The organism is Moraxella sp. Pampa (assembly GCF_035181385.1).
GTDB lineage: Bacteria > Pseudomonadota > Gammaproteobacteria > Pseudomonadales > Moraxellaceae > Moraxella.
On sequence record NZ_JAXCJK010000003.1, the window covers coordinates 38,477 to 60,792 of the forward strand.

Here is a 22,316-nt window from a genome sequence, read left to right on the forward strand (position 1 = left end):
TCGTAACAGCTTTATGATAATCAACTTTTTTCATCCGTAATGCGGTAATTACCATGCCTGATAAAATCCCCAACTCAACTAAGCAAGCAGGTTTTTTTAACCGTCTTTGGCAAGTTTTTTTGACGACAGTTGGCACGGAGCGATTTTTTCACATCTTTTCACCGTGGGTAAGGTGGCTTGCGACCATCGCAACAATTCTACTGACAATTGGTACGGTTTGGGGCTTGGGTTTTGCACCACCTGACTATTTGCAAGGCAACAGCTATCGCATTATTTTCATTCATGTGCCAGCGGCAAGTCTTGCAATGAGTGTTTACCTTGCGTTGGCTGTGCTGGGTGTGATTTTTTTGGTATGGAAGATTAAAACCGCCAATATTGTCGCCCAAGCGATTGCACCAATCGGCTTTATTTTTTGTGTACTTAGTCTTTTGACAGGCTCAATCTGGGCCAAGCCAACTTGGGGGACTTATTGGGTTTGGGACGCACGCCTAACAAGTATGCTGATTTTGGCGTTTTTGTATGTGGGCGTAATGGCATTATTTTCTGCCTTTGAGCATAGCCAAAACCGTGGTAAGGCTGCAGCGATTTTATCCATTGTAGGTGCGGTCAATTTGCCCATCATCAAATATTCGGTAGAATGGTGGAATACGCTGCATCAGGGGGCGACTTTCACCGTAACTAACGCCCCAAAAATGTCTGCAAGTATGTGGGTGCCTTTGCTCATCATGCTTTTAGGAATGTATTTCTTGGTGGCAGCAATTGCTATTTATCGTACCAATTCTTTAATTTTAGCTCGTGATCACAACAAACTGTGGGTACAAAAGTTACTTGATTAGCCAGCGAACCATCAACAAAAAAGGTAGCAAGCGATGACTCCGTATTTTCCGACTTTTGGTGAATTTATTGACATGCAAGGGCACGGTGTGTTTGTGTGGGTGTGTTATGCCATTACTTTTGTTGCACTGTTTGCGCTTATTATGTATGCTGCGAGCGAACGCAAATCAACAATTGCTAGGTTGCAACATCAAAAAAGTAATAAGCAAAAATCTGACCGCCTAACCAATAAACAGCGTAAAGAGCTGGCCAAATAGGTGTATCACGCCAATTGAAATGAAAAATCACTGAGTGCTAATATGAATAACGCCAGACAAAAAAAACTGATGTGGGTCATTGCCATGCTTATTGGGGCTGTGATTGCTGTGGGTTTGATTTTATACGCCATTCGTCAGCAGACTGACTATTATTTTGACCCTACGGCCATCACGCAGGGCAAGGCCCCAGAAGCAAAGCGTATCCGTGCAGGTGGCATGGTGGTGGCAGGTTCGGTCAAGCGTGACCCTGATGATCAATTGAAGGTGCAGTTTCAAATCACTGATTACAAAGAGGTTGTACCTGTCAGCTATCGAGGCGTACTGCCCGACTTGTTTGCTGAGAACTCTGGTGTGGTGGCGACTGGCGAATTAAAAGATGGCGTATTTGTGGCGTCTGAGGTCCTTGCCAAGCATGATGAAAACTATATGCCACCAGAGGTTGCTAAGTCATTAAAGCAAGATCATGCTCAGCGTGGTACAGATGTGAGTGGTGAACAATTCACGCCTGCTGTGCCAATTTCTAATCAAAATTGATATGGTTAAAAAAATAAAAAAATGAGCAACCAAAGTGTTGTTGCTCATTTTAAAAATATGTGACCAGTTGACCAGTAAGGTCATTTGGTCTAGATAGCCAACCTAAAAAAGCAATCTCAGCACACTTATTTGGGTGTGATTGTGCATTCTTTAAATATCATTTACCCAAGCATACTCTCATCAAAAGCAAGCACAGGCGTACCACGCACGACATTGGGGTCGGCTTTATAATATGGCACATCAGACTTTGGCAGTTTTTTGCCACGAATGCTATCAGCGATTTTTTCGCCAATCATAATCGTGGTGGCATTAAGATTGCCTGTAATAATGAGTGGCATAATAGACGCATCAACCACTCGCAAGCCTTCTACACCGTGTACACGCCCTTGGCTGTCCACCACCGCCATATCGTCTTCGCCCATTTTACAGCTACACGACGGGTGATAAGCGGTTTCGGCGTGATTACGCACAAATTCATCAAGCTCGGCATCGGTTTTGGCACTGGCACTTGGGCTAATCTCTCGCCCACGATAAGGATTAAGTGCTGGCTGGTGCATAATTTCTCGTGTGATACGAATACCGTCTCTAAACTCTTGCCAGTCTTGCTCGTGCGACATATAGTTGAACAAAATGCTTGGGTGGTCGTGCGGATTTAAAGATTTGATACGAATGCGTCCACGAGACGGCGACCGCATAGAACCCACGTGTGCCTGAAAGCCGTGTTCTTCTACGGCATTAGAGCCATTGTAGTTAATCGCCACAGGCAAAAAGTGGTATTGAATGTTAGGCCATTCAAATTCAGGACGGCTTCTAATAAACCCACCTGCTTCAAATTGATTGCTTGCGCCAATGCCTGTCCCCATAAATAGCCACTCGGCGCCAATCATCGGCTGATTGTACCATTTTAGAGCAGGATACAGCGACACAGGTTTTTTGCATTCGTATTGTAAATACATCTCCAAATGGTCTTGTAAGTTTTCGCCCACGCCTGCCAAATCGCACACCACAGGGATATTAAATTCATCAAGTAATGACTTAGCACCCACCCCAGAACGCTGTAAAATCTGTGGCGACGCAATCGCCCCTGCCGAGACGATGACTTCACGGTTGGCGTGAACCACAATCGGATTTTTGTCATTGCCTTGCAAATATTGCACGCCAATGGCTTTTTTGCCAGAAAATAAAACTTTATCGGTAACGGCGTGGGTTTTGATGGTCAAATTGGGGCGGTGTTTTGCCATATCCAAGTAGCCCCTTGCGGTGGACGAACGCCTACCATTTGGGGTAACAGTTCTATCCATAGGTCCAAAGCCTTCTTGCTGATAGCCATTTAAATCATCGGTGCGTGGATAGCCAGCCTGCACGCCAGCTTCCACCATAGGATTAAACAGCTCGTTGTTGCCGATTTTTTGTCCACGCTGTGAAGTGGTTACGCTCACAGGCCCAGAACCGCCGTGATAGTCGTTTTCGCCCACATCACGGGTCTCAGACTTTTTGTAATAAGGCAAACAATCAGCATAGCTCCAATCAGTCAAGCCACCTAATGTTGCCCAATTATCCAAATCCATTGCATTGCCACGAACGTAGCACATACCGTTAATCAAGGACGAACCGCCCAAACCCTTGCCACGACCGCACTCCATACGCCGATTGTTCATATAAGGCTCAGGGTCGGTCAGATACGCCCAATTGTAACGTTTGCCTTGTAACGGATAGGCAAGTGCAGCAGGCATTTGCGTACGAAAATCCAAGCGGTAATCAGGGCCACCAGCTTCTAATAACAGCACGCTGACATCAGCGTCTTCGGTCAAACGAGTTGCCAACACATTGCCTGCCGAACCTGCACCGATGATGATATAGTCATAAGTTTGGGTCATAGTTTATCCTTTTAAAATGTATAAAAATTATCGGTTTTTTATTCGCTAAACACAGAGACAAACTGCCCCATTTCCACCTGCACCGATTTGATTTGGGTGTAATGCGTCAAAGTGCTGATACCGTTTTCACGCCCTACGCCAGACTGCTTATAACCGCCCACAGGCATTTTGGCGTCCGACTCACCCCAAGTGTTAATCCAGCAAATGCCAGCTTGTAATTTGTGAATGACGCTGTGTGCTTTGGCAATGTCTTTGCTAACCACGCCTGCCGCCAAGCCATAATCGGTATCGTTGGCACGCTGTATGGCTTCATCAAGGCTATCATAAGCCAAAATACTCATCACAGGCCCAAAAATCTCATCACGCACAATGCTCATATCGTCTGTGCAATTGGTGAATACAGTCGGCATAACATACGCCCCTTGACCGCAGTCAAAGCCATTTACCGTCTCGGTAAAGCGTTCGCCCCCTGCCAACAATGTCGCCCCTGCTTGTTTGCCTTGTTCAATATAATCAAGCACTTTATCCATATGACCAAAACTTGCCAAAGGCCCCATATTGGTGGCAGGGTCGGTGGGGTCGCCCAATTTAACAAACTGCAAACGGTGGATAATCGCTTGCTCAAATTTATCTTTTAAGGTGTTTGGCACAAACACTCGTGTGCCGTTGGTACACACCTGTCCTGTACTATAAAAATTTGCCATCATCGCAATGTCGGCTGCCAAATTCACATCAGCGTCATCACAAATAATCAGTGGCGATTTACCCCCAAGCTCCATTGTTACTTCTTTTAAAGACGAGTTGCCTGCCGATGCCATTACCTTTTTGCCTGTTGGCACACTGCCTGTAAACGATACTTTGGCAATGTCAGGGTGTTCGGTTAGCCAGCCACCGACATCGCCACCGCCTTGCACCACATTAAACACGCCATTTGGCACGCCCGCTTCTGTGTAAATTTCAGCAAGTTTTAAAGCCGTTAAAGGGGTCACTTCGCTGGGTTTAAAAATCATTGCATTGCCTGCTGCTAAGGCAGGAGCAGATTTCCAAAGGGCGATTTGAATGGGATAATTCCACGCCCCAATGCCTGCTACCACCCCCAAAGGTTCACGGCGTGTATAAAAAAAGCTGGTCTCACGGAGTGGCACTTGCACGCCTTCTACCGCTGTGGCAAGCCCTGCATAATATTCAAGCACATCAGCCCCTGTAACAATATCCACCGCCTGCGTCTCAGCATACGCCTTGCCTGTGTCCGCCGTTTCAAGGCGTGCAAGCTCATCATTACGCTCACGCAAAATCGCCACCGCTTTTAACAAAATACGACTACGCTCACTGGCTGTCATACCTGCCCAGATTTTTTGACCTGCCTTGGCACTTTTGACTGCCTTGTCAATGTCGGTTTGACTGGCACTTTGCACCACCGCCAACACTTCGCCTGTGGCAGGATTGACCGTCTCAAAGGTTTGACCACTGGTGGCATTGACATACTCGCCGTGAATGTACAACTGTCTGGTGTTTGACATAAAATCTCCAAAATTACGCTAAAATCAAAAACTCAATCAAATAAACAAAAGCGAAACAAAATAAATCTACGCCAAATCAATGGCTTATTTATCACATCAACTTTATCACATCAACATTGCTAATTATCAAAAAAACTCATAAATAAATAAAATTCATTCTCAAATAAACAAGTCTTTATCAAAAAACATCAATAAAAACAAAGCCAAGCAATCATACCAAAAATTGTCAAAATTCGCAAATCATTGATTTAAATTATCAATTTTGTTATGATTGAGTGATTTTGCATTACATTTTATGGTCAGTGTACCATTTTTAACAACAACTTTTCACAACAATAATGGATTTTTTATGAGCAAAGACAAACAGCCGACCAGCGAATTAAACAAAGGCGTGTTTTTTGTGTCGGCAGCAATCATTGTGTTTTTTAGCCTATATACGATGTTGTTTAACCAAAGTGCGTCAGCCATTTTGGATAGCGTACTGGGCTGGGTGAGCCATACTTTTGGTTGGTATTACTTTTTTACCGCCAGTTTGTGCATTATTTTTGTGCTATTTATTGCCTGCTCTCGTTATGGCGATGTCAAGCTTGGGCCCAAGCACGCTGTGCCAGAGTTTAGCTTGCTTACTTGGTCGGCAATGCTGTTTGCCGCAGGCATTGGCATTGATTTGATGTTCTTTTCGGTGGCAGAACCGATTATGCAATATATGGCACCGCCCATCAGCGAGCCACAAACGGCGGCGGCTGCCAAAGAAGCCTTGATGTGGACGATTTTTCACTACGGTATGACAGGCTGGTCTATGTATGCCTTGATTGGCATTGCTTTGGGCTATTTTTCATATCGCTACAATTTGCCATTGTCCATTCGCTCGGCACTTTATCCGATTATCGGCAAAAAAATCTACGGCAAAACAGGCGATGCGGTAGATGTGGCGGCGATTTTGGGGGCGATTTTTGGTATTGCCACCACCTGCGGTATCGGTGTGGTGCAATTAAATTATGGCTTGCATATTATTTTGGGCGTACCAGAAAGCCTAATGTGGCAACTGATTTTGATTGTACTGGCGGTGATTTTGACCATTATTTCAGTAACCACAGGCGTTGCCAAAGGCATTAAAATCTTATCAGAATTAAACATTTATTTTGCCATTGGGCTTATGCTGTTTGTGCTGTTTTTGGGTAATACCGAGTTTTTGTTAAATGCGATGGTGCAAAATGTGGGCGATTATTTGGCACAATTTCCCAATTTAACACTCAATACTTTTGCTTATGAACAATCCACCGAAGTCAAACAATGGGTGCAAGATTGGACGCTGTTTTTTTGGGCGTGGTGGATTGCGTGGTCGCCATTTGTGGGGCTGTTTTTGGCACAAATCTCCAAAGGTCGCACCATTCGCCAATTTGTGGTAGGCGTATTGTCTATTCCATTTATGTTTACGCTGGCGTGGCTATCCATTATGGGTAATTCTGCCCTAGACCAAGTTATCAATGGCAATTTGGCTTTTGCCCAAAAAGTAACGGCACGCCCAGAAGTGGGATTTTTTGAGCTGTTGTCGTTTTATCCGTGGTTTGAATTTACAGCGGTATTGGCGTTTGTGTCAGGCTTTTTGTTTTATGTCACATCGGCAGACTCTGGGGCGTTGGTTTTGGGTAATTTTAGCTGTAAAACCAGCGACAGCAACAACAATCCGCCCATTTGGAACCGCATTTTTTGGTCGCTTGCCATTGCAGGACTGACGGTGGCTATGCTGATGACAGACGGCATCACCGCCCTACAAAAAGCCACCATTATTATGGGCTTGCCATTTAGTTTTGTCATCTTTTTTGTGATGACAGGGCTGTATAAATCGCTTAGATTAGAAGATTTTCGTGAAGCGTCCACCAAACTGCACGCCGCCCCTGTGGCAGGCAATGTGGATATTGACAACTGGCAAGAGCGTCTTGACCGTGTTACCGCCTACCCCAATCACACAACCACCAAGCAAAGTCTAGATAGTGTGTGCTTGCCTGCATTGCAAAGGGTTGCCGATGAGTTTGCCAAAAAAGGCTTGACCACCGACATTAAATTAAACGAGCTGGACAACAAGCTATACCAAATTGAACTGTCTGTTGTCTACCAAAATGAGCATAATTTTGTGTATGGCATTTGCCCTGTGGCGTATCCTGTGCCAATCCGTCCGATTGTGCCTGATGCCCAAAACGATTATTATCGCTTGGAGACTTTGTTGTTTGACGGCTTGCAAGGCAACGATTTGTCAGGCTACAACCAAGCACAAATCATCAATGATGTGCTAGACAAATACGAACGCCACCGTGCCTTTTTGCACATCAATCGTGAGACACCGGGGGAGCGACCGCTTTATAGTGAGTAGTTGAGATTTAAGACTGATTAAAAAGCCAGTTTGAGATGAACTGGCTTTTTTGTTGTATGCTAAAAATGGCAAGTTTTTCCTTTGTGATTGTTGGCTTTTTACTCAAAAAATGAATGATGTTTCGATCATAGTTAGAGTAAAAGTCAGCAAATTTAATAATGTGGAGACACCAAGGCTGATCTAACCCAGCCTTCGCCTTTGTCTGTTGCTACATACAAAAAACCTTGTTGTTCTTGACCAAGATACACCAAAGCGTCTGTTTGTGTGAGTTTGGCAATCGGTTTGTCCTGATTGGCATTTTTGTACAAAGTCAGCGTCGATAACTTACTCATCAACAAAGAACCTTCTGTGAGCGTGGCTTGTGTTGACTTGGTTTTAGATTGTATATTAATGCCTACATCGTTGACAAGTTGTTCGGTGGCTTGTTTGCTGTAAAGCACAGAATTGGCTGTATTTCCAATGCTATTTGCTAGTTCGCTGATATTGCGTATGCCATCAAGCAAACCTGCTTGTGCCACGGTTGTTGTTAAAAAAGCCAACAAAACAACCGCCGCCATGATGGGCCGGGGAAGCTTAAATTTCATCGCAAAAGATTTCCTTATTTAAAATTAAGAGTTCATACAATAATAAAGCCATCATATAAATAAGCGATGGCTTTTTTAACAGTATGACAAAAAAATACTGATATATTAAAAAGCCCCTGAGGTTTTTAAGGGGCTTTTTTGAATGATAAAGACCTAATTACCAGCCTTTAACCACGCCATCTTTAAACTGTTTTTTTGCTTCAGCTTCTACTTCGTCAGTTTGGTAAGCTTTGACGAAGTTTTGAATGGCTTGTGAGTCTTTATTGTCGCTACGAGCCACAATGATGTTCACATATGGTGATTCTTTGGACTCTACAAATACGCCATCTTGTGCGGTTAAGCCTGCTTGACCTGCGTAGTTATTGTTCACAACTGCCAAATCTACATCATCAAGTGCACGCGCCGCTACTGAAGTGTCCACTTCTTTGATGATAAGATTTTTTGGATTTTCAACAATGTCAATTGAGGTTGATAGCAGGTTCTTATTATCTTTTAGTTTGATAAGACCTTGGTTTTCAAGCAAAATTAAGGCACGAGCTAGGTTTGATGGGTCGTTAGGGACGGCGATGGTGGCACCGTCTTTTAGCTCTTCAAGGCTTTTGATTTTTTTAGAATAACCAGCCAATGGATATACAAAGGTATTACCCACGATGACTAAGTTGCTCAAGCCTTTTTTAGCACTGTCTTCGTCTAAATATGGCTTATGTTGCATGGCGTTGGCATCTAAGTCACCTTTGGATACCGCTTCGTTTGGTAAAGCATAGTCATTGAACTCAACATATTCTACGGTCAGTCCGTATTTTTCTTTGGCGACTTTTGCAGCGACTTCTGCTACTGCGTGTTCAGGACCGCTCATCACGCCAACTTTGATGGTTTGGGCAATTTTATCAGTGTCAGCAGGGGCGGCCACTTGTTCAGCTTTCTTATCACCACCACAACCAGCTAGGGCGATGCCAGATGCCAGTACGCAAAGGCCAAAAAATTTATTTAGTTTCATAGAGCTACTCTTTTATTAACTTAAAAATGGATTTAGCTAACTTATGTATTCATAAATGTAGTCATAAATTAACCAATAGATACAAATGTTGCACACTAGTAACACTTTTGCATATTAAACCATAAAGACCAGTGCAGTTCAATATGTACATATAAAAGTTTTTGCAATTTTGATATGCCAAATTTGAATATAAAAATGATGGCAATATGTGCCTAGCGGTGATCGCTGCGTTTGGCGATGACATCGCCAGCTTTTTGGCAAATCATGACAATTGCGACAATGATGATGGTAGCAATCCATTTGACATATACCATGCCACGGTGTTCACCATAGCTGATGGCAAGATTGCCCAATCCACCACCACCAACCACACCTGCCATCGCAGAATAGCCTATTAAAGTAACCAAAGTTAGTGTGATGGCGTTAATAATCATTGGCAGACTTTCGGGCAGATAGTATTTGCTAATGACTTGCCAATTGGTCGCACCCATTGATTGTGCCGCTTCAGTCAAGCCAATGGGAATCTCTGCCAAAGCATTGGCAGTTAGGCGGGCAACGAATGGAATGGCAGCAACACTGAGCGGTACAACGGCCGCTGTTGTACCAAGTGTTGTACCAACAAGCAAGCGAGTGATGGGCATTAAAATGATGAGTAGAATGATAAATGGTATGGAACGACCAATATTGATGATTGCGTCTAAGATTTTAAAAAGTGATGTGCTTTCTAAAATACGCCCCTTACCAGTTAAAAATGCCACAAAACCAAACGGCACGCCAAAAAGAACCGCAATCGCTGTTGCTGCTAGCCCCATGTAGATGGTTTCGTAGGTTGATTGAGCGACCATTTGCCACATTTTTGGGTGCAACTCGGTCATAAAGTCGGTATAAAGTTTATCCCACATAACCCAATATCTCCAAGTTTACCCCATGTCTTTCTAAGTATTGGTTGGCTTGTGCGATGGTGTTTGAGTCGCCAATTACCTCGGCAATGGTAAAGCCAAATTTTACACCGCCCACATAATCCATTTGCGATGTTAAAATGCTAAATTCTACACCAAATTGCTTGCTTGCCTGTGAAAATAATGGCAAATCTACCGAATTGCCTGTAAATTCATATTTTACGATTGGGTAGGATTTGTCATTTGTGGCAGTGTGATATAGCTTTGCGACAAATTCATCGGGCAAACCAATGTCAAAGGTTGAGTTGATAAAAGTGCGTGCGATGTCGGTTTGGGGATTGGCAAAAATATCACTGACTTTTCCTTGTTCAACCAACTCGCCTTTATCAATAACCGCCACTTTATCACAGATATTTTTAACCACATCCATCTCGTGCGTGATGAGCAAAATGGTGATGCCAAGTGTTTTGTTAATTTGTTTTAGTAGGCTAAGAATGGACTGTGTGGTGGCAGGGTCAAGCGCACTGGTTGCTTCATCGCATAACAGCACTTTGGGGTTGGACGCCAAGGAGCGAGCGATGGCAACCCGTTGTTTTTGTCCGCCTGAGAGATTGGCAGGATAAACATCGTGTTTATCATCTAGCCCAACCAGCTTGGTCAGTTCGCTTACCCGTTGTTTGATTTGTGCTTTTGGCGTGCCAGATAATTCAAGCGGTAAGGAGATATTATCAAACACTGTACGAGAGTGTAGTAGGTTAAAATGCTGAAAAATCATACCGATGCTACGGCGTGCTTTAATAAGGTCGTTGTGTGATAGGGCGGTTAATTCAATGCCATCAACCGTAACGGTGCCTGTGGTGGGGGTTTCTAGCAGATTGACACAGCGTATGAGTGTGGATTTTCCTGCCCCAGATGAGCCAATAATGCCAAAAATCTCGCCTTGACCGACTGTCAAATCGGTTGGCTGTACGGCGGTAAATTTGATAGATTTACCGTCTTTTTGTGTGTGAAATACTTTGCTGATTTGATTCAGCTGTATCATGGGTGTTGTCATGGGCATATCAAATAAAAAATTGTGCAGACTTTATAGTATGGTAGTATAACACAGTTTTTGAGTTTGTTTTGATGTAACGATTGTTCCAATATTGATCAATCAATTGATCAATCATTGATTAAAATGATTGTTAAGAGTTAATGGTCATTGGCCTTGGCAGTCTTAATGGTTTTTGTTTTGGTTATTAACAAAGTCATTTATCTGCGAGCATAAAATTTCCCAAAGGCGTGCTTGGGCGTGCAGACTGCCCCATGCATTATGTGGGGTAAATGATACTCGTGGATGGTCTTTTAAAGTTAATAGTGGATCGTTATTTGCAAAAGGTTCTTGTTCAAAAACATCGGAACCATAGCCTAAAAGTTGTCCATTGTTTATGGCGTTTACGACTGCCATGCCATCTACCACGCCACCACGGGCAACATTGATGATGATGGGGCGTTTTGTCATTTTGCTGATGGTTTTATCGTTGATAAGATGGGTGGTGTCTTGAGTGAGTGGGCAGTGCAGGCTGATGATGTCCGATGTTGCCAATACTGTATCAAAGTCGGTGTAGCGGTCATTTCGTGGGGTTTTGCCTTGATGTTCGGCGTACAGCACCTGCATACCAAAGGCGGTGGCAATACGCCCTACGCTTTGACCGATGTTGCCAGCACCAATAATACCTAAGGTTTTGCCTGATAAGTCAAAAATTGGCTCATCAATTAGGCAAAATCTACCATCACTTTGCCAAGTGCCATCGGTTGCTTTGTGATGATAAAAAATCCCTGCACGCATGATGTTTAAAATAAGCATAAAAGTATGTTCTGGTACGCTTACGGTTGAATAGCCTGCAACATTTTTCCATATTACGCCATGTGTCTGACACGCCTGAATGTCAATGTTATTAATGCCCGTGGCTGTTACATGGATCAATTTGAGTTTGGGCAAGTGTGCGATGGCATCGGCAGTTAGCTCAACTTTATTGGTAATGACGATGTCAGCATCTAGACAGCGTGTTATGATGATATCTGTGTCATTTGGCGTACTGTCGTATTTGATATAATCTGTGATGCAATCTGGCAAAGAAAGATCAGTTTTGGCAGAAAAAGTATTGGCATCTAAAAATACAGCTTTCATTAGGTTATCCAGATTGATAAGGTAAAAATTTGGTCAACTATATCACATTTGGGTAAAATTTTTACAACAGTTTTTACAATATAAGCGGTCATTTTTGTCTGACTTTCCTTATTTGACATACCTTGAAAGTCATGAAAATCACCAGTCATGCAAGAGTGAATACAAAAACTGATGATAAATTCGTGTTTTTTTAGTAGAATAGAAAGTTTTAACAGTAAATAAATTCAATTTTATACGGTATTTATATACATTAGCAAAGAGTGTTTTATGAGTCAGTTTGCCATTGGTCAGCGTTATTTGTCGGATTCTGAGAGTAATCTTGGACTCGGAGTGGTCATTGATGTTGATGATCGTTGTGTGTCGGTGCTTTTTCCCCAGTCTGAGGAGACACGCATTTATGCCAAAGCATCTGCTTTGTTGTCTCGTGTGGTTTTTTGTGCAGGTGATACCATCAGTGATCAAGATGGCAATCAGTACACGGTGGCACGATTTGAGGAAGTCTCAGGGGTCATGCGTTATCATCTGACTTGTGGTAAGTCTCTCATGGAGACTCGCTTGGCGGCCAATATCACACTGGCAAAGCCACTTGAAAGACTGCTGGCTGGACGCATTGAAAATGGCGAATGGTATGACCTGCGTCAAGATGCCTTAAGGTTGCAAGTCATGCTGTCCCGCCACCCTTTGCGTGGGCTGATTGGTGCAAGAGTGGACATCATTCGTCATCAGCTATACATCGCTCACGAGGTGGGTAAACGCCTAGCACCAAGAGTACTGTTGGCAGATGAGGTGGGTCTTGGTAAGACCATTGAGGCAGGTCTTATCATTCATCAGCAAATCATTGCAGGTAAGGCAAATCGTGTGTTAATACTGGTGCCTGATAGCCTGCAATATCAGTGGATGATTGAGTTAAAACGCCGATTTAATTTAAACTTTTCAATTTTTGATTTGGTGCGTACAGCATCAATAAAAGAACACAACCCTGACCAAAATGTCTTTGCTACCGAGCAGTTTATTATTGCAGGTATTGACCTTTTGCTTGATCATCATGACTTGTATGAGCAGGCGTTTGCTGCTGGCTTTGATTTGCTTGTGGTGGACGAAGCTCATCATTTGCAATGGGACGAGGTGCAAGGTGGTAATGATAAATATGACCTAGTGGCTGACTTTGCTGCTCATACAGCAGGCGTGTTGTTGCTGACGGCAACGCCTGAGCAACTTGGTGTGGAGAGTCATTTTGCTCGTCTAAGATTACTTGATCCACATCGTTTTGATGATTTGGATGATTTTATCGCATCTCAAGAGGCTTTTGTTGATGTGGCGATGGTGGCAACCTTGTTGATTGAAGGAAAATCTTTATCCGACAAGCAAATCAAGGCAGTTGCAGGCTTGCTTGGGTTTGGTGTAGAGCAGGTGGCAGGCATCAACGATGATGATAAGCTTCGAATGCATGTGATTAATGAGTTGCTTGACCGTCATGGCACAGGGCGTGTGTTGTTTCGCAATACTCGTGATAGTGTTAATGGCTTTTATGGGCGTATGAGTATTCCATATCCGTTGCCATTGCCGTCTGCTTGGCAAGGCATACACTATACGCATGGCAAACTGCGTGAACAACTGTGGGGTGAGGAAAACCATCCAGATGGTGCATGGCTTGAAACTGACCCAAGAGTCAATTGGTTAATCAACCTGCTAAAAGAACCACTTAAGCATAAAAAAGTACTACTCATTGCCAGAAGTGGAGCAACTGTTGAGAGCTTGGAGGCGGTGCTACGCTTGCACGCTGGTATCCGTACGGCAATTTTTACAGAGCAGATGAATCTTTTAGAACGAGATCAGGCAGCGGCGTATTTTGCTGATGTGAATGGGGCACAGATTTTATTGTGTAGTGAGATTGGTTCAGAGGGTCGCAATTTCCAATTTGTCCAAGACTTGGTGTTGTTTGATTTGCCTGCCAATCCTGATACGCTAGAGCAACGAATTGGCCGACTTGATCGTATTGGGCAAATTGCTAAGATTAATCTGCATGTGCCTTTTGTCGTAGGAACAGCACAAGAACGCCTGTATAATTGGTATGATGGGGCGTTAAATATTTTTAATCAAATCAGCCCAACCGCACAATCGGTGCAAGAACATTTTATCGCCGAACTAAAACCGCTGTTGGAGGGTGAAAATACCGATGAAAATCGTGAAGCTTTGGCGCATCTGATTGCACAAGGTTCAATCTTGCGTGCTGAGTTGGAAGAGAATCTGCAAGCAGGGCGGGACAGATTGTTAGAATACAATTCTTGCCGTCCAAATGTCGCTAGTCGCATTGCACAGGCGATGACGGATTTGGATAATGACAAGCTATTGCCAATATTTTTGGACCGCTATTTTGAGGCGGTGAATATTGATTATAGCATTCAGCGTGATCATTCTTGGGTTGTTCATCCGATTGACGCACAAGAAGCGGACATTGATGGCATCGAGTCTCTGCCTTTTGGCGAAGATGGCATGACTTTGACTTTTAGTCGCAGTCAGGCGTTATCTCGTGAGGACATGGATTATATGACTTATGAGCACCCGCTTGTTACTAGTATTCTTGAAATGGTAATTTCTGGCACATTTGGCAATACACAAGTTGCTTTGCTCAAATCTGCTGCCATGCCACAGGGCATGATTTTACTAGAAAGCCATTTTCGTATTGAGGCGATTGCCCCCAGATATTTTAATTTGTCCGCTTATCTGCCCCAGCAAATACTTAGAGTGCTTTTGACTGAAAGAGGCGATGATTTGACTAAAGTTGCCACCAGTGAAAAACTTCTGCCATTGATTGAACGCCTTGATAAATCCAAAGCCAGACAGGTGGTAAAGGCTCGTGCGTCTGTCATTGAAGCTCGGGCGAATGAGGCAAAACAAATTGCTCAAAATCAGCTTAAGGACATCAGTCAAGAGGCGATGGTGCAGTTTGGTGATCATCTTAATAAAGAAATCAGCCGTTTAAAACGCCTACAATCCATCAATCCAAATGTGCGAGATGGTGAGATTATTGAGCTTGAAAGCATGCTGGCACAGGGCATGGAGGCACTTGCTAATCTATCACTTATCCCTGATAGTATTCGTGTGTTGATATGCGTCAAACCGTCATGATATTTTAAGAATAATAAGAATGAGGAAGAGGTGATGCCACATTTAACCTTAGAACTTAGCCAAGGCGTGCAAGTTGATGACATGGCGTTATTGTCTGCCATCAATCAAGCCTTATTTGATACAGGGCGCTTTGAAGTGTCTAAAGACATTAAAAGTCGCATTCATCGGACTGATTGTAGTTTGATTGGATTTGTGGGTGATGGCGAAAATTTTGTTGTAGGGCATCTTGCCATTATGGCAGGAAGAGATGAAGCTACTAAGCATGCCTTGGTGGCTACCATCTTAAAGGTTTTGCAAGATATTGTTGGTTTAGACAACACAGGCGTGCAGTATGCGGTGGATTTGGTGGAGTTATCGCCTTATTATCAAAAGGCAATGACATAGATTGTTGTCAATCGCCACCTACACCACAAATCATTATTGATGCTCAAGATATCATAAGAGGCTACCATGTCATTTGCTCAGGTTTTAACTCGTTCAGTCGTTGGTTTACACGCACCGTCTGTTACTGTTGAGGTGCACCTTTCTCAGGGTATGCCAGCTTTGACGATTGTGGGATTGGCGGAGGCTGCGGTGCGTGAGAGTAAGGACCGTGTGCGTTCAGCACTCATCAACAGCGACTTTGATTTTCCCAGTCGTAGACTGACCATTAATCTTGCTCCTGCTGATTTGCCAAAAGACGGTTCACGCCTTGATTTGCCGATAGCCATAGGAATTTTGGCGGCGAGTGGACAAATTGATGAATGCGTGCTTGATAAATTTGAGTTTGTGGGTGAGCTTGCTTTAAATGGAGAGCTTCGTCCTATCTCTGGAGCACTGTCTGTTGCCCTTGCGATTAAAAATACCAGCGAAAAACGCACGCTTGTTGTGCCCAAGGCGAATGCCCAAGAGGCAGCAAGGGTTTCTGGGGTTACTGTGCTTGGGGTAGATAGCCTACAAGCATTATGTCGCCACCTTGATGTGATCGGTGGCATCAGTCAAAATCAAGCCGACCTAATTGCACCAACCACACTTGACAATCATCATGTTGAGGCAACTTATCAGCTTGATTTGTCTGATGTTAAAGGTCAGCACCATGCACGCAGGGCATTGGAAATTGCAGCAGCAGGAGGGCATTCGCTACTTTTTAAGGGTCCGCCAGGTTCAGGCAAAACCTTGATGGCAAGCCGTTTGCCAGGTGTTTTACCTCCATTAACTGATAATGAAGCATTGGAGGTGGCAAGCATTTATTCAGTGGCAGGTGTGTCATGTGATTATGGGGTGAGGCCATTTCGTCAGGTTCATCATACAGTATCTGGTGTGGCACTTGTTGGTGGTGGTTCTCGCCCCAAACCAGGTGAAATTTCGCTGGCTCACAAAGGCGTGATTTTCTTAGATGAATTGCCAGAATTTGACAAAAAGGTTTTGGAAGTATTAAGACAGCCCATTGAATCCAAAGAAATTATCGTCAGTAGAGCCAGTGGTCAGGTTGCTTTTCCTGCTGATTTTCAACTCATTGCTGCCATGAATCCGTGTCCGTGTGGTTATCATGGCGATGGTACAAACCGTTGCCATTGCAAGGCGGATCAGGTTCGCCGTTATCAAGATAAAATCTCAGGACCACTGCTTGATCGTATTGACTTGCATATTCATGTGCCAGCCTTACCACTTGATGACCTGCAAAATGCTCCGCAGGGCGAATCTTCTGCTGGTGTGCGTCTTCGTGTGGCAAAGGCTCGCCAAATTGCCCTGAGCCGTCAGGGTAAAGCCAATAGTGAACTCACCCCAAGCGAGATTGATCAACTCATCAAATTGGGCGATAGTGAACAGAATCTCATCAAAACCGCCCAAGCACGACTGAATCTTTCTGCTCGTAGCTATCACCGCATTTTAAAGGTGGCTCGTACCATTGCTGATTTGGCAGGCGTGAATGAGATTGGCATGGCTCATGTGGCAGAGGCACTGAGCTATCGTGGCTAAATTATCTTGGCTAAATTAATGACTCAATGAACCAGACCTACCTAGAAAAATGGGTGGCAAAATAGATTGATTTTGCACATCTAAAAGTTTTTGATCATAAAATCTACCAATGCTCCAAAGTCATCAAATGTCGCATCAGGATGGCTGGTGGCTATTGATTCGCCATAATTATAACCGTAAGTCAACGCTAAGGTGGTCATGCCTGCGTTTTGCCCTGCTAAGATGTCGTTTTTAGAGTCGCCTACCATGACAGTATGATGTCTGTCTATGTTTAATGCTTGGCAAATGTGTAGCAGTGGCATTGGGTTTGGCTTTTTTGCTTCTAAACTATCACCGCCTAATATGCAGGCAAATTGATGTGTCCAGCCCATGTTGCTAAGAATTTTTGGCAAAAACTGTACGGGTTTATTGGTGCAAATAGCAAGCATGAATCCATGATTTGCCAAACGATGCAACCCGTCGGTTACACCCTTATATTCGATTGTTTGGTCGTGGCAGTCGGCATACTTGGTTAAGAACAGTTCATGTGCTTCATGAAGTTTTTCATTTGGTAAATTTGCCCAATTAAGTGCACGCTCAATCAGTTTTAATGAGCCATTGCCCACCCAAGTGCGTACATTGTCCACGCCAGCTGGACCTGCTCCAAGCGTCAACAATGTTGCATCAACTGCAATTGCCAAGTCAGGTACACTGTCTATTAAAGTGCCATCTAGATCAAAGATGATTAACGATTTTTGTGAAAATTGAATTTGTGATTGCATGACTTTCCTTCGTGATGGATTGCATATAATGATTGGTTTGGTTCATCATATAAAACACAAAATGTCTAAAATTTTTTTATTGTAGCATGATTTGCTGTTTTTCAAATATTTCTATGTCATTTTTGCAAAAATCAAAAGCAAAAAAGCAATTACTAACGAAAAATTGCAAAATCCAATTAATGCGATGAATGAGTAGCAATTTTTGCAAAACTTTACATTTTTCTCCACAAATACGCACAATTTTTAAGAAGTATTTTGTTATCATGACCTCAATAACTTACCTAAGCATAAGAGCAATCTAAAGTTTTGTTCTTGGTTGGTTCAGTTGGTCTAAATATATCTTTAAAAGACATATTGAATTGAAAAGACACATTGAAAAAAAGGTAAGTTTTAAAAAGCAAGCGGTGCTTAACCGCATTTTAGGAGAAAATACATGAAAACTTTAAACAAAACAATTTTGGCATTGGGTGCTTCATCACTACTGGCCATGAGTGCCAATGCTGATATTACCTATGGTTCAATGGCAGCAGGTCAGCCTTATGTGGGCGTAAAAGTTGGTCAGGTGAATGTAAAAGATGTACCTACCAAAGCAACAGCATATGGCGTATATGGTGGCTATAAGTTTGATCAAAATATTGGTGCAGAAGTTGAATATCTGGGTTCTGATGCAACGACTTATAGCAAAGATGCCAATAATTATAAGTATGATGTCAAAACTTTTGGTGCCTATGGCACTTATAACTATCATCTTAACAATACCCCAGCTTATGCCAAAGGTAGATTGGGCTTAGCAAAAACTGAGGTAAAAAACAAGGGTACGAATGTAGATTCTTCGTACAAATCTGGCAAGTTTGGTGTTGCTGGTGGTGTGGCAGTAGGTTATGATGTAACACCAAATTTTGGTCTAGAAGCTGGCTATAACTATCTAAGCTCTGATGCTTCTATGTTCAATGTGGGTGCACACCTAAAATTCTAATCTTAATGCTGATTGGAATAAAAAACAGCCGTCATTTGATGGCTGTTTTTTATTTTTAGATCATCATTTGCGATCGGGCAGGCTGATGCTCATTTCTAACATATCAATATTATCTTCGTGATGATGATTGATATTGACATCGTTGAGCTGTACACCATTAACATATTTATTGACTACCTGCAAAATCTCTCGTTTCATCTGTTCGATTCGGTCAGTGGTCAGGCGTGTATTTAGTCGGTTGGAGCTTGCCACAATAACCTTTAAGCGGTCTTTGGCAATGTCGGCACTGCTCGGCGTGTCGTTATTGCTAAATAATGATGCCCAGAATCCTTTTTTCATCTTAGCCCCCAAATATTTTTGCAAAGAAGCCTTTCTTTTTTGCCTCTAAATGGCGAAGTGGTCGCTCTTCACCTAAGAATCTCGCTACAATGTCTTCATAGCATTGACCTGCTGCAGATTCTGGGTAGTGGATTACAGGCTGACCATGGTTTGAGGCTTCTAGCACAGCGTGGCTCTCTGGAATGACTCCGATGAGTGGTATGCGTAAGATTTCATTAGCAACAGTATCAATGTCCATCATCTCGCCTTGTGCAACTCGCTCTGGATTGTAGCGTGTGATAATGAGATGCTCTTTGACACTGCCACCTTCTTTAACCCGTTTAGTGCAAGATTGTAAAATGCCGATAATACGGTCGGAATCACGCACGCTTGATACTTCTGGATTGGTAACAATGAGTGCCTCATCGGCATGATACATGGCAAGCTGTGCACCACGCTCAATACCTGCTGGACTGTCACAAATGATGTATTCAAACCCTAAATCTTCTGACAGCTCTTTGATGACGGCTGTCACACCTTCGTCAGTGAGTGCATCTTTATCACGAGTTTGTGATGCTGGCAAGATGTATAGGTTTTCAAGCTGTTTGTCTTTAACCAGTGCTTGACTTAGCTTGGCATTACCGCTGATGACATCAACAAAGTCATACACAATGCGGTTTTCACAGCCCATGATGAGATCAAGGTTGCGCAAACCCACATCAAAATCGATGATGACTGTCTTATATCCACGCTTGGCCAGACCTGCACCAAATGATGCACTGGTGGTGGTTTTGCCAACACCACCCTTACCTGAGGTTACTACAATGATTTTGGCCACAATGGCACTCCTTAAACACTTAAAATGTGAATTTTTATGAGCATAATGACTGCTGATTTTGCTAAAAATCGTTTAAGTTTATGATTTTATGAGCTTATTGTATCACTAATTACAGTTTTTGATATCAAAAAATCTATAATTGTTTATAAGGACTGATCAGCGGTAATGTCATGGTCATTTATGGTTAGATTGTCTGTATTGTCTGTTTTATTAAGCTTTCAACATTAAAAGCCAAATATGTTTAATTTAACCTATTTTTTTGGCTTGTTTGGGTGCATGACCTTAACAAGCTGCTTGCGAGGCTTTAGCCATCAAGCAGGGTGAAAATCAAACCTTTATTTTCGTCATAGCTGATTTGTACAGATTGATCAATCATCTCAACTGGAATGTCTTCACTTAGGCAATATGTGCCAGCCACTGATACTAAGGTTGGGTTGAATTTTTGGCAAAAAATGCGTGCGTCTTTATCCCCTGTTGCCCCAGCCACCAGCCGACCTAATCCGTGTCCATAGATGTGCAAACTATTATCTGTAATGGCTTCTGCACCCTGATTGACACCACCTATAATGGTCAAATCACCACCAAAATGGTGAATGCTTTGTCCTGAGCGTACCATTTGTGTATGTGCAACAGATGTGATGCTTGGTGTATCTTGCGATGGTTGAGATTGCTCGGTAAGCATTTCTTTTTTGGGTTCTGCTTTTGCTTCTAGGCGTTCAATGCGTTTGCCATCAGTGGGGAGGATTGCTAAGCGTAGCGTTTTGGCTTGCTTGCTTAATATGCCATCAACCACACCAATTGGCTGAACACCAAGTGACCAAAGTAAGTCCACAAGCTCGCTGAGTACCAAATCTACATCGCTATCAATGATTATAGGGACATTGCTCAGTGATTTTTTGGTGTTGATTAGGTTGGTTAATTCTGTCTGAATGTCGCCAAGATTGTCGGTGGTAATTTTGATTCGACTAAAAGTTAGCATTTTGCCGAATAATTGAAAGGCCTTACTCATAATCATTAACCATAAATAACAAAAATCAAACAACTAAATTGTAGCACTTTTTTGGCAATGAAAAAACACTTAAAGCAACTGATTGCTTAAAGATTTGGTATTTTCTTGATATTTGGGTGTTAGTGCTCTGATATGGCCATTTTGAGTTGCTCGTTATGCTTGTGCTGTTCAATCTTTATTTGCTGTTCAAAAGAAAATAATGCGTCCTCTAAAACTTGTGCTACCAAATCTTTTAAGATGGGTTGGTTAATATCAATATTGGCGATGCCGTGGGCGATTTGAACCATCAATGCGTCTATTGTCTGCTCGTCAAATAAGTGCGTACCAACCGATGTAGTAACATTTTTACCGATGCTTTTACCGATATTTGTGATTTGATTTTCAATCAGCGAGCCTGCCACAGGGATAAGTTTTAAATATTTGTGCAACTCTGGTGTATCAATGAGTGCTCGCTCTACTGCAAGACCAATATCATTTGGTAGTTGTTTGTTGATTTCATCATTAAAGGCAGCTTGCAATTTTGGGCTTAGTTCATTGCGTAACAGCTCTAAGATGGCACGCTCTATGGCATCACGATTGTTGTTGATGGCATTTTCAATGAGTGCGTCATGCATTTTTAAGCGTTTGATTTGTTCACGAAAATTATTGATTGCCGTCAAGATGACACGGTCAGAAAGTCCTTCTATCAGCATATTATAATAAAATTTACCTGAGTCAATCCATCGATTTGGGACAATGTTAATGCCGACTTTATGCAGGCGTCTGATGATTATGCCAGCACGCAGCAACCTTAATGCACGCAAGGCAGGAAAACACGCCAAGGACTCGTACCAATGTACAAATGGAAAAAAGAACCAACGATGATAATGGTGATTGGCAATCGCAAACACCCAACGCAAAGCCAGCTCTGCCACCCAAAAGGCTGTAAAAATACCACCAATTGCCGTGATGATTTCATGATATTGTGTTTTATAAATCATCAGTACACCACCAACATTAAGCCATCTGGCAATATATTCGCTTAGCGTGCTCATAAGAATGCCATCTGTAAAAATCAGCATTAAATCCACCACAAGCAGTCCTAACATGATGATATCATAAGTGATTTTTAGGCGGTTTGGCTTATCCTCATGCTTGTTGCCAAATAAGGGTATGACATTATTAGGTGTTGTTTTAAATTGAGTGGTGTTAAGACTTTCTAACTTGGGTGTTTGTCGCATGAATATCACCAAAATGACTTTTTAATGTGCAAATGATCTCGATTGTATGAATCAATGCTATGC

At 42.8% G+C, this 22,316-nt stretch carries 20 protein-coding genes; 8 read left to right on the plus strand and 12 right to left on the minus strand.

Annotation, left to right across the window (positions count from 1 at the left end):
* The first annotated feature begins 53 nt into the window (after positions 1-53).
* Genes R0123_RS06220 through ccmE form a run of 3 tightly spaced genes read left to right on the plus strand, consistent with a single transcriptional unit; the run spans position 54 to position 1,625 of the window.
* Positions 54-836 carry a heme ABC transporter permease gene (locus tag R0123_RS06220; RefSeq protein WP_323843464.1) on the plus strand — a complete coding sequence of 261 codons (783 nt, stop codon included), beginning with the start codon at positions 54-56 and terminating at the stop codon, positions 834-836.
* 33 nt (positions 837-869) lie between these two features.
* Positions 870-1,091, plus strand: a complete 222-nt coding sequence (ccmD, locus tag R0123_RS06225; RefSeq protein WP_323841897.1) for a heme exporter protein CcmD — start codon at positions 870-872, stop codon at positions 1,089-1,091.
* A 42-nt stretch (positions 1,092-1,133) separates the two neighbouring features.
* Positions 1,134-1,625 carry a cytochrome c maturation protein CcmE gene (gene ccmE, locus R0123_RS06230; RefSeq protein ID WP_323843465.1) on the plus strand — a complete coding sequence of 164 codons (492 nt, stop codon included), beginning with the start codon at positions 1,134-1,136 and terminating at the stop codon, positions 1,623-1,625.
* Positions 1,626-1,786: 161 nt separating this feature from the next.
* On the opposite strand, the gene betA is transcribed toward ccmE, so the two are convergent.
* Both betA and betB read right to left on the minus strand, forming a co-directional pair.
* Positions 1,787-3,502, minus strand: coding sequence for a choline dehydrogenase (gene betA, locus R0123_RS06235; RefSeq protein ID WP_323843466.1), 1,716 nt, complete (start codon positions 3,500-3,502; stop codon positions 1,787-1,789).
* Between the two features lie 38 nt (positions 3,503-3,540).
* Entirely contained in the window at positions 3,541-5,022 is a 1,482-nt protein-coding gene (gene betB / locus R0123_RS06240) for a betaine-aldehyde dehydrogenase (RefSeq protein WP_323843467.1), read from the minus strand.
* 349 nt (positions 5,023-5,371) lie between these two features.
* Here betB and betT point away from each other — a divergent pair, with 349 nt between their 5' ends.
* A complete protein-coding gene (gene betT / locus R0123_RS06245; RefSeq protein ID WP_323843468.1) occupies positions 5,372-7,393 on the plus strand; it encodes a choline BCCT transporter BetT in 2,022 nt (673 codons plus the stop codon).
* Between the two features lie 152 nt (positions 7,394-7,545).
* Here the strand turns inward: betT and R0123_RS06250 are convergent, their stop codons facing one another.
* From R0123_RS06250 to R0123_RS06270, 5 genes are all read right to left on the minus strand, one after another.
* Entirely contained in the window at positions 7,546-7,977 is a 432-nt protein-coding gene (locus tag R0123_RS06250) for a hypothetical protein (RefSeq protein ID WP_323843469.1), read from the minus strand.
* Between the two features lie 157 nt (positions 7,978-8,134).
* Positions 8,135-8,974, minus strand: a complete 840-nt coding sequence (locus tag R0123_RS06255; protein ID WP_323841903.1) for a MetQ/NlpA family lipoprotein — start codon at positions 8,972-8,974, stop codon at positions 8,135-8,137.
* A 212-nt stretch (positions 8,975-9,186) separates the two neighbouring features.
* Entirely contained in the window at positions 9,187-9,876 is a 690-nt protein-coding gene (locus tag R0123_RS06260) for a methionine ABC transporter permease (RefSeq protein ID WP_323843470.1), read from the minus strand.
* On the minus strand, positions 9,866-10,927 hold the full coding sequence (metN, locus tag R0123_RS06265) for a methionine ABC transporter ATP-binding protein MetN (RefSeq protein ID WP_323843471.1): 1,062 nt from the start codon (positions 10,925-10,927) through the stop codon (positions 9,866-9,868). The genes R0123_RS06260 and metN overlap by 11 nt, the downstream gene beginning before the upstream one ends.
* Before the next feature lie 162 nt (positions 10,928-11,089).
* Entirely contained in the window at positions 11,090-12,043 is a 954-nt protein-coding gene (locus R0123_RS06270) for a D-2-hydroxyacid dehydrogenase (protein WP_323843472.1), read from the minus strand.
* Between the two features lie 267 nt (positions 12,044-12,310).
* Here R0123_RS06270 and rapA point away from each other — a divergent pair, with 267 nt between their 5' ends.
* The 3 genes from rapA (at position 12,311) to R0123_RS06285 (ending at position 17,131) form a co-directional block, all read left to right on the plus strand.
* On the plus strand, positions 12,311-15,172 hold the full coding sequence (rapA, locus tag R0123_RS06275; RefSeq protein ID WP_323843473.1) for an RNA polymerase-associated protein RapA: 2,862 nt from the start codon (positions 12,311-12,313) through the stop codon (positions 15,170-15,172).
* A 33-nt stretch (positions 15,173-15,205) separates the two neighbouring features.
* Positions 15,206-15,556 carry a hypothetical protein gene (locus R0123_RS06280; RefSeq protein ID WP_323843474.1) on the plus strand — a complete coding sequence of 117 codons (351 nt, stop codon included), beginning with the start codon at positions 15,206-15,208 and terminating at the stop codon, positions 15,554-15,556.
* A 66-nt stretch (positions 15,557-15,622) separates the two neighbouring features.
* A complete protein-coding gene (locus R0123_RS06285; RefSeq protein WP_323843475.1) occupies positions 15,623-17,131 on the plus strand; it encodes a YifB family Mg chelatase-like AAA ATPase in 1,509 nt (502 codons plus the stop codon).
* Positions 17,132-17,211: 80 nt separating this feature from the next.
* Here R0123_RS06285 and R0123_RS06290 read toward each other — a convergent pair whose 3' ends face one another.
* Positions 17,212-17,892 carry a phosphoglycolate phosphatase gene (locus R0123_RS06290; RefSeq protein WP_323843476.1) on the minus strand — a complete coding sequence of 227 codons (681 nt, stop codon included), beginning with the start codon at positions 17,890-17,892 and terminating at the stop codon, positions 17,212-17,214.
* Positions 17,893-18,325: 433 nt separating this feature from the next.
* Here R0123_RS06290 and R0123_RS06295 point away from each other — a divergent pair, with 433 nt between their 5' ends.
* Positions 18,326-18,868, plus strand: coding sequence for a porin family protein (locus R0123_RS06295; RefSeq protein WP_323841911.1), 543 nt, complete (start codon positions 18,326-18,328; stop codon positions 18,866-18,868).
* A 63-nt stretch (positions 18,869-18,931) separates the two neighbouring features.
* Here R0123_RS06295 and minE read toward each other — a convergent pair whose 3' ends face one another.
* The 4 genes from minE to R0123_RS06315 form a co-directional block, all read right to left on the minus strand.
* Entirely contained in the window at positions 18,932-19,207 is a 276-nt protein-coding gene (gene minE / locus R0123_RS06300; protein ID WP_323841912.1) for a cell division topological specificity factor MinE, read from the minus strand.
* A 1-nt stretch (position 19,208) separates the two neighbouring features.
* Positions 19,209-20,024, minus strand: a complete 816-nt coding sequence (minD, locus tag R0123_RS06305) for a septum site-determining protein MinD (protein WP_323841913.1) — start codon at positions 20,022-20,024, stop codon at positions 19,209-19,211.
* Between the two features lie 304 nt (positions 20,025-20,328).
* Positions 20,329-21,033, minus strand: a complete 705-nt coding sequence (minC, locus tag R0123_RS06310; RefSeq protein WP_323841914.1) for a septum site-determining protein MinC — start codon at positions 21,031-21,033, stop codon at positions 20,329-20,331.
* Between the two features lie 119 nt (positions 21,034-21,152).
* On the minus strand, positions 21,153-22,253 hold the full coding sequence (locus tag R0123_RS06315; RefSeq protein ID WP_323843477.1) for a hypothetical protein: 1,101 nt from the start codon (positions 22,251-22,253) through the stop codon (positions 21,153-21,155).
* Positions 22,254-22,316 lie beyond the last annotated feature (63 nt).

What these genes read in the sequence shown, in the direction of transcription:
- ccmE (WP_323843465.1), top strand. Translation starts at nt 1,134, where the DNA reads ATGAATAACGCCAGACAAAAAAAACTGATGTGGGTCATTGCCATGCTT.
- R0123_RS06270 (WP_323843472.1), bottom strand. Translation starts at nt 12,043, where the DNA reads ATGAAAGCTGTATTTTTAGATGCCAATACTTTTTCTGCCAAAACTGAT.
- R0123_RS06255 (WP_323841903.1), bottom strand. Translation starts at nt 8,974, where the DNA reads ATGAAACTAAATAAATTTTTTGGCCTTTGCGTACTGGCATCTGGCATC.
- minE (WP_323841912.1), bottom strand. Translation starts at nt 19,207, where the DNA reads ATGAAAAAAGGATTCTGGGCATCATTATTTAGCAATAACGACACGCCG.
- metN (WP_323843471.1), bottom strand. Translation starts at nt 10,927, where the DNA reads ATGACAACACCCATGATACAGCTGAATCAAATCAGCAAAGTATTTCAC.
- ccmD (WP_323841897.1), top strand. Translation starts at nt 870, where the DNA reads ATGACTCCGTATTTTCCGACTTTTGGTGAATTTATTGACATGCAAGGG.
- betA (WP_323843466.1), bottom strand. Translation starts at nt 3,502, where the DNA reads ATGACCCAAACTTATGACTATATCATCATCGGTGCAGGTTCGGCAGGC.
- R0123_RS06250 (WP_323843469.1), bottom strand. Translation starts at nt 7,977, where the DNA reads ATGAAATTTAAGCTTCCCCGGCCCATCATGGCGGCGGTTGTTTTGTTG.
- R0123_RS06260 (WP_323843470.1), bottom strand. Translation starts at nt 9,876, where the DNA reads ATGTGGGATAAACTTTATACCGACTTTATGACCGAGTTGCACCCAAAA.
- rapA (WP_323843473.1), top strand. Translation starts at nt 12,311, where the DNA reads ATGAGTCAGTTTGCCATTGGTCAGCGTTATTTGTCGGATTCTGAGAGT.
- betT (WP_323843468.1), top strand. Translation starts at nt 5,372, where the DNA reads ATGAGCAAAGACAAACAGCCGACCAGCGAATTAAACAAAGGCGTGTTT.
- R0123_RS06280 (WP_323843474.1), top strand. Translation starts at nt 15,206, where the DNA reads ATGCCACATTTAACCTTAGAACTTAGCCAAGGCGTGCAAGTTGATGAC.
- R0123_RS06220 (WP_323843464.1), top strand. Translation starts at nt 54, where the DNA reads ATGCCTGATAAAATCCCCAACTCAACTAAGCAAGCAGGTTTTTTTAAC.
- R0123_RS06290 (WP_323843476.1), bottom strand. Translation starts at nt 17,892, where the DNA reads ATGCAATCACAAATTCAATTTTCACAAAAATCGTTAATCATCTTTGAT.
- betB (WP_323843467.1), bottom strand. Translation starts at nt 5,022, where the DNA reads ATGTCAAACACCAGACAGTTGTACATTCACGGCGAGTATGTCAATGCC.
- R0123_RS06285 (WP_323843475.1), top strand. Translation starts at nt 15,623, where the DNA reads ATGTCATTTGCTCAGGTTTTAACTCGTTCAGTCGTTGGTTTACACGCA.
- minC (WP_323841914.1), bottom strand. Translation starts at nt 21,033, where the DNA reads ATGAGTAAGGCCTTTCAATTATTCGGCAAAATGCTAACTTTTAGTCGA.
- R0123_RS06315 (WP_323843477.1), bottom strand. Translation starts at nt 22,253, where the DNA reads ATGCGACAAACACCCAAGTTAGAAAGTCTTAACACCACTCAATTTAAA.
- R0123_RS06295 (WP_323841911.1), top strand. Translation starts at nt 18,326, where the DNA reads ATGAAAACTTTAAACAAAACAATTTTGGCATTGGGTGCTTCATCACTA.